Source organism: Candidatus Woesearchaeota archaeon, assembly GCA_003694805.1.
Taxonomy (GTDB): Archaea; Nanobdellota; Nanobdellia; order Woesearchaeales; family J110; genus J110.
In genome coordinates this window covers 1-1,123 of sequence record RFJU01000008.1, presented here as the reverse complement: position 1 = coordinate 1,123, position 1,123 = coordinate 1, and the positions used below count along the sequence as shown (strand labels likewise).

At 52.6% G+C, this 1,123-nt stretch carries 2 protein-coding genes; both read right to left on the bottom strand.

The genetic code is table 11. From position 1 onward, the window contains the following. Positions 1 to 118 precede the first annotated feature (118 nt). Entirely contained in the window at positions 119 to 733 is a 615-nt protein-coding gene (locus D6783_00245) for a hypothetical protein (protein RME53973.1), read from the bottom strand. Further along, on the bottom strand, positions 646 to 1,123 hold a 478-nt coding region (gene fliI, locus D6783_00240; GenBank protein RME53972.1), incomplete at its 5' end, for an EscN/YscN/HrcN family type III secretion system ATPase. The genes fliI and D6783_00245, both read right to left, overlap by 88 nt.

Sequence of the window (1,123 nt, the reverse complement as noted above, 5' to 3'; positions counted from 1 at the left end):
GCTTTTTGTTGTACTTGTGGTTTGTTTTGCTGTGGGGTGTGGGTGGGGTTTGGTTGGATCTTGTTGTCAATCCGGCTCATCTGGCTCTCCGTGGGGATCGGAGCAGGCGATTGGCCTGCTAGTCTCGATCCTTAAAGTTGAAAAGGGCCTGTGCGATCTCTTCTTGGTTGAGTTCTTCTTTGGCGGCCATTTCTTTTTTGTATTCGGTTTCCCAATTTTCTTTGTGTTTTTCGAGGGCCTTGTACTCTTGGAGTGCTTGGAGCATCTCTTCGTTGGCCCACTCGACTTCTTGTTCGGCGAAGGCGATCACCTTCTCCTGTTCTTTGATGTCGTTTTGTTCGAACTCTTCGATCTCCTTGTCTAGGCGCTTGAGGTAGCGTTCGGCGGTGACCCATCCGTTGACGCCGAGTTCTCCGGAACTGGCTTTCTCGAACATCTCCCGTTCTTTGGTTGCGCGCATATCTCGCATATCTTGTAGTTGTTTTCGTAGCTGTTCGAGCTTTTGTTGCTCATTTTGGAGATTTTTTTTGGCTTCTGCGAGCTGTTCTTCTTTTTCTTTTTTGGTGCGTTCTCTCAGCTCAAGGAGGGTTTGGAGTCGATATTTTGCCATGGGTGAGCCTTTTTGGGTTGGTGAGTTGGTGGGGTTTAGAGTCCGAAGATGGAGCACAGGTGATCGACGGTCTCTTCCCAGGTGGGGGTTTCGTACAGTCCTTGTTTGAGGAATGCGTTGCATTCATCAATTTTTTCGATGGCATAGTCAGTTTCTGGGTCGCTGCCAGGGGTGTATGCACCGAGCAGGATGAGGTCTTCATTCTTTTTGTATGCGGCGAGGACTTGTCGGAGTTTGTTGGCGGCTTCGAGGTGTCGTTTTTCGAGGGTTTCGAGGCCTTTCATGACGCGGCTGAGGGAGGGGAGGATATCGATGGCGGGCCAGTGGTTTTTGGCACCGAGGGCACGGTTGAGGATGATGTGTCCGTCGAGGATGCCGCGGACTTCGTCGGAGATGGGTTCTTCCATGTCGCCGCCGGCGACGAGGACGGTGTAGCGTGCAGTGATGGAGCCTTTGTCGGAGTTTCCGGTGCGTTCGAGCAGTCGGGGGAGCATGGCGAAGGCGGAGGGGGGG